The organism is Oxalobacter paraformigenes (assembly GCF_000158475.2).
In the GTDB taxonomy this organism is placed as follows: Bacteria; Pseudomonadota; Gammaproteobacteria; order Burkholderiales; family Burkholderiaceae_D; genus Oxalobacter; species Oxalobacter paraformigenes.
Map to the genome: position 1 here is coordinate 797,474 of NZ_KI392031.1, position 7,570 is coordinate 805,043.

The following is a 7,570-nucleotide window of genomic DNA, read 5'->3' on the forward strand; positions in this document are numbered from 1 at the left end:
GTTTCCCGGCAGGAAACGGGAAGCGGGCAGGCTGCACGGAATGTTTTGGCCTCCGGCCGCTCATGCCGGAAGGGCGGCTTTTTCCCTTTTTCCCGGTTGGATTTTGTCGCGGGTTTGACTATAATCCCGGCATAACGGCATTCTTCCGGATGGAACCGGCAGGGAAACGGGAAGAAAGAGAAGCTGTTTGACAGATGGCGGGACGGGCCTGGCACACACCCATCGAAAGGCCGCCCCATGTTTGGATAACTCAATTTTCTTTTTCGATCATGTCTGACGCCAGACCCCTTCGCGTTCCCGGAGAGAACCGCACGCTCGGTTCGCTGACCTTCGCCATTTTCCTGACCTATCTGACCGTCGGGCTGCCTTTGCCCGTCATTCCGCTTTTCGTCTATAACGACCTTGGCCTCTCCAATACCTTGGTCGGCGTCGCTGTCGGCTGCCAGTTCTTCGCCACCGTCCTGACGCGCGCCTATGCCGGACGGCAGGCCGACAACGTCGGGGCGAAACGGACAACCTTGAAAGGCATGCTCGCCTGCTCGGCGGCAGGCCTCATGTACATGCTGGCGGCCCTGTTGCCCTTGCCGCCGATGGCGTCCTACGGCATCCTGATCGCCGGCCGGCTCTTTCTCGGCTTCGGCGAAAGCCTTCTGATTTCCGGCAACTTCGCCTGGGCGCTCGGCCTGATCGGCCCCACCAAATCGGGAAAAATCATGTCCTGGAACGGCATGGCGATATACGGTTCACTGGCGGCCGGCGCGCCGCTGGGCCTGTTGATGAACCGGCAATTCGGCTTTGTCGCACTGGGCGTCTCCACCCTGATTCTGCCCCTTGTCGCCTTCCTGCTCGACTTTCGCATCCGGCCGGTTCCGACAACGGGCGGCCGCCGGATTTCACTTTTTGCCATTGCCAAAATGGTCTGGCAGCCGGGACTGGCGCTGGCGTTGCAAGGGTGCGGCTTCGCCCTGATCGGCACCTTCATGACGCTCCTTTTTGCCTCCAGGCACTGGGAACACGCCGGACTGACCCTGACCTGTTTCGGCATCGCCTTCGTTGGCGTCCGCCTGCTGTTTGGCAACCTGCCCGACAAAATCGGCGGAATCAGGGTCGCCATGATTTCGCTGGCCGTCGAAGCCCTGGGGCAGACCGTCATCCTCTTTTCCTGCAACCCCTGGATCGCGCTGGCAGGCGCGATGATTACCGGCTGCGGCTGCTCGCTCATGTTCCCGTCGCTGGGCGTTGAAGTCGTCAAACGCGTTCCCATACAGGTCAGGGGCACCGCCGTGGGCGGATACGCCGCCTTTCAGGACGTCTCTTACGCGGCCACCGGCCCGGTCACCGGCGTCATGGCCACCGCGCTGGGATATTCGTCCGTATTCGGCGCCGGCGCGTTCTGTGCGCTGGCCGGCATTGCCATCGTCATGCTTTTCGCAAAATCGGCCCCCTTGCCGGAATCGTGAGAAAAACCGCCTTCCCGAAATCGTCCGGAAAAGAAAGGGCCGCAAAAGAAGCGTCCGGAAAAGGGCGAAGAACGGGCAATCCGCTTTGTATCCGGCTCCGGCCTGTTTTCCGGCACAAAAGGGAAACAGTATCGCGCTCCCTGTAAAACAACCCCTTTCCTGTCGCTGGCGACCCGGTCAGGGGACAGGCGCTTCCTGGCGTCGCGCATTCCGGTTTGCGGGCGCTGGCCCTGAAACGGCAGGGCGTAACGTCCGGGCGCGACTTCTGTTTCTGGCCAATGAGCGCGCTTGCCTCCGTATGCCGGCATTTCCCCCGGGTTTTTAAGGGCATTGTTGCCGGAAAACATCACGTGGGCCTGTCCGGCTTTTACCACACAAAGCGGGCCGCCGTAACAAAGATTTACAAAAGACTGGTAGAAAAAACGGACGTTCAGCTCTACAATGAGCGGATTTTATTCGTTCCTTAACAGGTTTGCCGTGCTGTTCATGGCGGCCATTGATGTGACGCGGACTTCAGTCAGCCTGGCGGCGGGGAATGTTTTTTATTCACATTGGGACATGGCATGGAAATTTTCGCAATGATTTCTAAAACACTGGCGGCCTGCCGGAAATGTATTGCTTGTCTTGTTATCGTTTCCCTTTCCTTTATCGCCGTTGCGCACGCCGAAACCGGCGTTCCCTCATTCATCACCCTGTGCTACCACAATGTCGTGCCTGTCCTTGACGAGAGCATCCTAAACAACAGCGTTCTTGTCAACACCGCTCCCGTTTCGCAAAACGAACTGAAAGCGCATTTCGACTGGCTAAAGAAAAACGGCTATACCGTCGTCAGCGTCCGGGACGTTCTGAAGGCAAAGGAAACCGGCACGGCCTTGCCCCCCAAATCCGTCCTTCTTTCGTTTGACGACGGATACCGCAGTTTTTATGAAATCGTCTATCCCATGCTGAAGTCCTACGGCTATCCCGCTTTCCTGTCTCTGGAAACGGGCTGGCTGGAAACGCCCTACAATGAAAAAGTCCATTATGGCGGAGACAAACAGTTGCCCCGTTCCGCTTTTCTGGACTGGCAGCAGATCAGGGAAATGGCCGATTCCGGAATCGTCGAACTGGCGTCCCACTCGCACAATCTGCATGAAGGGCATACCGGCAATCCGCAGGGGATCCAGCTTCCTTCCGGCGCATACCGGTGGTACGACGCCGGAACCGGTTCCTATGAATCGGTTGACGCCTTCAAAAAAAGGGTGCGCGACGACTGGCAGCGCTCTGCCGACATCATTTATGAAAAAACGGGACACCGGCCGCAAGTCGCGGTATGGCCTTATGGCCGCTACAACCAGGCCGGTGTCCAGGCCGCGCTGGACGCCGGTTACAAACTGACGGCTTCTATCGCTTTTTATGCGGACTGGCCAACGATTCCCCGGCTCATGATGCACAAGGGAATCGACTTGCCGGCAATGATGCGGAAAGTGGAAGCGGGCGTGATGGCCGGCAGCACCCTTTACCGCCGCCGCAATGCCATGGCCCGGCTCCCTGTCTCCGATCTGCCCGTCCAGCGCGTCATGCATGTGGATCTGGACATGATTTATGATGAAAACCCGGATCAGCGCTACAAAAACATTTCCCTCCTGTTTGACCGCGTCAAGGCGGCCAAGGCCAACGTGATTTACCTGCAGGCTTTTGCGGATCCGGATGGCAACGGCACCGCGGACGCCCTGTATTTCCCGAATCGCCACCTGCCCATGCGGGCCGATTTTTTCAACTACATCGCCTGGCAGCTCTCCACGCGGTTCAAGTGCGAGGTTTACGCCTGGATGCCGGTACTGGGCTTCGATTTGCCGAACCGCCCGGTTATTGAAGCGGTGTCGCCGGACAAGGCCGTCTTTTACACCCGCCTGACGCCCTTCGATGCGGAAAACCGGCGCATCATCCGGGAAATCTATGAGGATCTGGCCAGCCATGCGCCTTTCATGGGCATCATTTTCCATGACGACGCATTGATAGGGGATTATGAGGATGTCAGCCCTGCCGGAAAAGCCTGGCTGCGCCGCATCGGATTGCCGGACGACCCGGAACAAATCCGGAAAGACCCGAAACTCATGCAGGCTTTCACCCGCGCGAAAAGCCGCTCGCTGATCGACTTCACCAAAGCGCTCCAGGATGCCGTCGAAAAATGGCACCCGCCCGTTTTCACGTCGCGCAACATGTACGCTCCGGTTATCCTGACCCCCCAGGCGGAAGAATGGATGGCCCAGAATCTGGACGACTTCCTGAGGGCGTACGACTATACCGGCGTGGAAGCCATGCCATACATGGAAGGCGCGGCCGATCATGCCGACGAGTGGATGGAAGCCCTGATCCTGAAAGTGGCGGAACATCCGCTCGGTTTGCGCAAAACGGTTTTCGAATTGCAGGCAAAAGACTGGCGGCCGGAACATCTGGCGCCCATGCCAAGCGACATCATGGCAAGGCAGATGCGGCAACTGCTCCGGCACGGCGCCTATAACTTCGGCTATTATCCCGACGATCCCATTATCGGGCATCCGGATATCGGCGTGATTTCCCCCTATTTTTCTCTTCCGGATTAAAACAGGAAAAATATGCTCGACCGCCTGTCAGGACTGCTTTTCGATTTCGCCTTCTTTTATCCCTTGCTGATGTCCTATCTGTGGATGTCGGGAGCGCTGCTTTACTACGTTCGTTACGAGCGGGGAAGGCACTATACGGTTCCGCCGGAATTGCCGGAATATCCGCTGGTATCCGTACTGGTGCCCTGTTACAACGAATCGTCGAATGTTATCGAGACCTTTATCGCCCTGGCGGACATGCATTATCCCAATTATGAAATCCTGGCGATCAATGACGGCAGTTCCGACGACACGGGCCAGCAGCTGGAAGCGCTGGCCAAATTCATTCCCCGCATGCGGGTTGTCCAGCTCGCGACCAATCAGGGCAAGGCCGTGGCCCTGAAAGCGGGAGCGCTGGCCGCCAAAGGCGAGTTTCTGGTCTGCATCGACGGCGACGCCATACTGGATCACTATGCCGTTACCTGGATCATGAACCATTTCGTTCACAGTCCCCGCGTGGGGGCGGTAACCGGCAACCCCCTCATCCTCACCCGCAGCACGCTTTTGGGCAGGATACAGGTAGGCGAGTTTTCGGCCATCGTCGGGCTTTTGAAACGCGCCCAGCGCATTTACGGCCGCCTGTTTACCATCTCGGGAGTCATCGGCGCCTATCGCCGGCGTGCCCTGCATTCCGTCGGGTACTGGAACGAACTGACGATTACCGAGGATATCGACGTCAGCTGGCGGCTCCAGCTAAAGCACTGGGACGTCCGCTTCGAGCCGCATGCCCTTTGCTGGATCCTGATGCCGGAAACCCTGGGCGGTCTGTTCAAGCAGCGGCTTCGCTGGGCGGTAGGCGGGGGAGAAGCCTTCAGAAATTACGGGCATTACCTGTTTAGCTGGAGAGAACGCCGTTTCTGGGGAATCTTTCTGGAATACATTTTCAGTGTGGCCTGGAGCTATACCATCCTGTTGCTTGCAGGCATCTCCTTGTTTAAAATAGTGGCCAGCTTTCCGGCGGCTCCGGCGGAACCGTTTTTTTCGTCCCCCTATACGGGACTGGTTCTGGGAGCCACCTGTTTGCTCCAGTTCGCCGTCTGTTTTTTCATGGGAAGGAAGTACGAGCGCAATCTGGGCAGCGTTTATCTGGCGATCGTCTGGTATCCGCTTTTTTACTGGATACTGAACTGGCTCGTTTCCATCATCGCCTTTCCGAAAGCCATGTTTTTTTCCGGCGGAAAAAAACGGGGACGCTGGCATACCACGGACAGGGGAATAAACAACGGACAGGGCGGGAACATGCTGTTCCGGCAAAACGACTAGCCAAACGGAATCGGGAAAACGAAATGCGGATTGATCCCAAAAACCTGATCGTATGTTACCGGCACAAACAGACGCCGTGGCAAAAAGCCCTGGGTCTGGCCTTGCAGGTTTTGTTCTGGAGCGTCCTGCTGTACATCCTTTGCGCCTTTTTAGCGCTTGGCTGCTGGATCATTGATTATTTCCCGTTTGAAAACATGATTGATAAACGGGATATCCAGGCGATAAAAGCGGTCATTTCGCGCTATTTCCCGCTTATCGGCGTTTCCGTTTGCGCTTTCATGCTGTGGGCGTTCTACAACTGGCTTCGCTTTCACGGACACCGGGACCGGCGCAAGACGCGCCCCGCGTCTGTCAGTCTGGAAGAAACCGCCGAATTCTACCGGCTGGCTGCCGACGAAGTGCGGGATATCCGGCAGGCAAAAATCATGACCTGCCTGTTCGACGACAAGGGAAACATCATTGGCGTAGAGCACGATGCCATAACGCCAGCGGCAAAAGAGGAGCGATACCGGAATCCGGAAATGCCTGTCGCCGAAAAAGAGGCCGTCCGGGATGAAGAACTCTGCGCCTGAAAAGTCCTGTTCCTTCTTTCTTCATGGCAAGTGCGGTTTGTTCAGGAACGCTTCTGCCGCTTTATCAGGCCGGCAAAGGGCAGGGCGCCCGCGGTTTTCCACATTAATCCGGACTGTCCCAATCAATCGGCTTGTTCGGCGCGTTTAACCCGGGCTTTTCAGAAAACCGGCCTGAAACGTCCTGAAACCGGGCTTGGCCCTGTATGGGCCCGAAGGCTGACAGAGGCGCGAAAGGGGCTCCGTCCTCCCGTCTTGCAAACCGTCCGTGCCGCGCGTTCCACCTGTTCTTTGCCGCTTTCTTTGCCCTGTTTCGGATCGGTACAAACCGGCATTTCCCGCCGATCCCGTCCTTTTCCTTTTCCCGCTTCCGGCCAGCCAGAAAACGTCAGCCGGAACCGGCGCCTGTTTTCCGGCAGGGCAAAAACCCGCCTTTCCCTGTCCGGATTCATGCCATCCTGTTTGCCTCCGAACCGGATACCCCGTTTACGCATTCTTCCGGTCTTGCCGTTCACTCTCTTTTCCCATCATCCCGGAAACCTTCCGTAACGGGAAAAGGAAGAGGTTGAAACAAGCCTGGCGTTCGGGTGGACCGTTTTCCCGCCTGAACAATCCGGCACCCTGAAAAAAATGCCTGTCCTTTTCACTTCCTTCTTATCCAACCGTTTTCTTGGCCGAATCCCGAAAGAAAACCCGTCTTTTCTCTTTTTTTCCCGATTCATTGTCCTGACAGGCTGAATCGGGTGTCCCGGCCGGAAGTTGTCCCTGAAAACGGCTCATTCCTTTCTTTTCAAATGAAATCGTCCCTGAAAACACCGTTATGACCCGGTTTCGCCGCAAAATTCGCATGAAAAGACGGTTTTGGCAGGCCAGCGGGAGAAAACACGACCAAAAACACTCGACAGGAATCGGCTCTTAACCGTTCAGCCAGTGCTGCAAGAGGCAAAAGGATCAAAGGATGAGTTCCAGCCTGTAGCCTGTTTTCAGCGCAAAAAGAACAGGCCGCAAGCGGTGACGATAGCGCCGGTACGCGACGAATGCGGCGCTCGGCCTGACCGGAGAACGCCATTTCGCGCAACAAATACAAAGCTTGCCCGAAAAAACGGCGTTGGGCGGGCTACCGGAAAAACTCATGGGAAAAACAGCGAAAATCCCGACCGCCATAGCTGACCGAAGATCATCTATCGGGTATAAATCAAGTGTGGCGGGGTCTTTGCGCCCCGCGTATTTGAACAAAGCCTTCCGGTTTACGGCACCGGAGGGCTTTTTTTTGGAGAAGAAAACCATGAACGACTTTGAAAACCACTTCGGTTCAGCAGGAAACCCGTTCTCCGGCAGCCAGAACCCCGACGAACAAAACGGCTGGGCAGACAAACAGCAAAGAGAACTCGAGCGGCAAAGGAAAGCGCTGGAAAGACAGCAAACCCTGAACAAACCGGCCAGTAACGCTCCCGGCTTTACCGCGGCTCCAACCGGCCTGACCCCGGCAATGGAACCGGAAACGCCCCTTCCCCAAACCGGGCCGTTAAAAGCCGAACCGGCCAAAAAAGAAAGGGCGGAAAGAGTGGAAAAGGCGGAAACCGATCTTCCCGACTTCACCAAACACTGGGACGACCCTTTAAGCAAACTGCCCTCCGGCCAGATCAACTCCCAT

Annotated in this window: 6 protein-coding genes; 5 read left to right on the forward strand and 1 reads right to left on the reverse strand. The window is 56.8% G+C overall.

From position 1 onward, the window contains the following. The first annotated feature begins 269 nt into the window (after positions 1-269). The 4 genes from OFAG_RS07460 (at position 270) to pgaD (ending at position 5,919) form a co-directional block, all read left to right on the forward strand. The gene (locus tag OFAG_RS07460; protein WP_005876941.1) at positions 270-1,460 is read left to right on the forward strand and encodes an MFS transporter; all 1,191 of its coding nucleotides are present in this window, start codon (positions 270-272) and stop codon (positions 1,458-1,460) included. Positions 1,461-2,038: 578 nt separating this feature from the next. After that, positions 2,039-4,045, forward strand: coding sequence for a poly-beta-1,6-N-acetyl-D-glucosamine N-deacetylase PgaB (gene pgaB / locus OFAG_RS07470; RefSeq protein ID WP_187138750.1), 2,007 nt, complete (start codon positions 2,039-2,041; stop codon positions 4,043-4,045). Between the two features lie 12 nt (positions 4,046-4,057). Beyond that, entirely contained in the window at positions 4,058-5,347 is a 1,290-nt protein-coding gene (gene pgaC / locus OFAG_RS07475; RefSeq protein WP_020995067.1) for a poly-beta-1,6-N-acetyl-D-glucosamine synthase, read from the forward strand. A 23-nt stretch (positions 5,348-5,370) separates the two neighbouring features. Continuing rightward, entirely contained in the window at positions 5,371-5,919 is a 549-nt protein-coding gene (pgaD, locus tag OFAG_RS07480) for a poly-beta-1,6-N-acetyl-D-glucosamine biosynthesis protein PgaD (RefSeq protein WP_005876935.1), read from the forward strand. 158 nt (positions 5,920-6,077) lie between these two features. Here pgaD and OFAG_RS07485 read toward each other — a convergent pair whose 3' ends face one another. Further along, positions 6,078-6,431, reverse strand: coding sequence for a hypothetical protein (locus OFAG_RS07485; RefSeq protein ID WP_040719948.1), 354 nt, complete (start codon positions 6,429-6,431; stop codon positions 6,078-6,080). 770 nt (positions 6,432-7,201) lie between these two features. On the opposite strand from OFAG_RS07485, the gene OFAG_RS14155 reads away from it, so the two are divergent. Further along, positions 7,202-7,570, forward strand: a 369-nt coding sequence (locus OFAG_RS14155) for a hypothetical protein (RefSeq protein ID WP_020995069.1), incomplete at its 3' end; no start/stop codon positions are given.

Bases quoted from the DNA above. Each gene is read 5' to 3' on its own strand.
- pgaD (WP_005876935.1), top strand. From the start codon at position 5,371: ATGCGGATTGATCCCAAAAACCTGATCGTATGTTACCGGCACAAACAG.
- OFAG_RS07460 (WP_005876941.1), top strand. From the start codon at position 270: ATGTCTGACGCCAGACCCCTTCGCGTTCCCGGAGAGAACCGCACGCTC.
- pgaC (WP_020995067.1), top strand. From the start codon at position 4,058: ATGCTCGACCGCCTGTCAGGACTGCTTTTCGATTTCGCCTTCTTTTAT.
- pgaB (WP_187138750.1), top strand. From the start codon at position 2,039: ATGATTTCTAAAACACTGGCGGCCTGCCGGAAATGTATTGCTTGTCTT.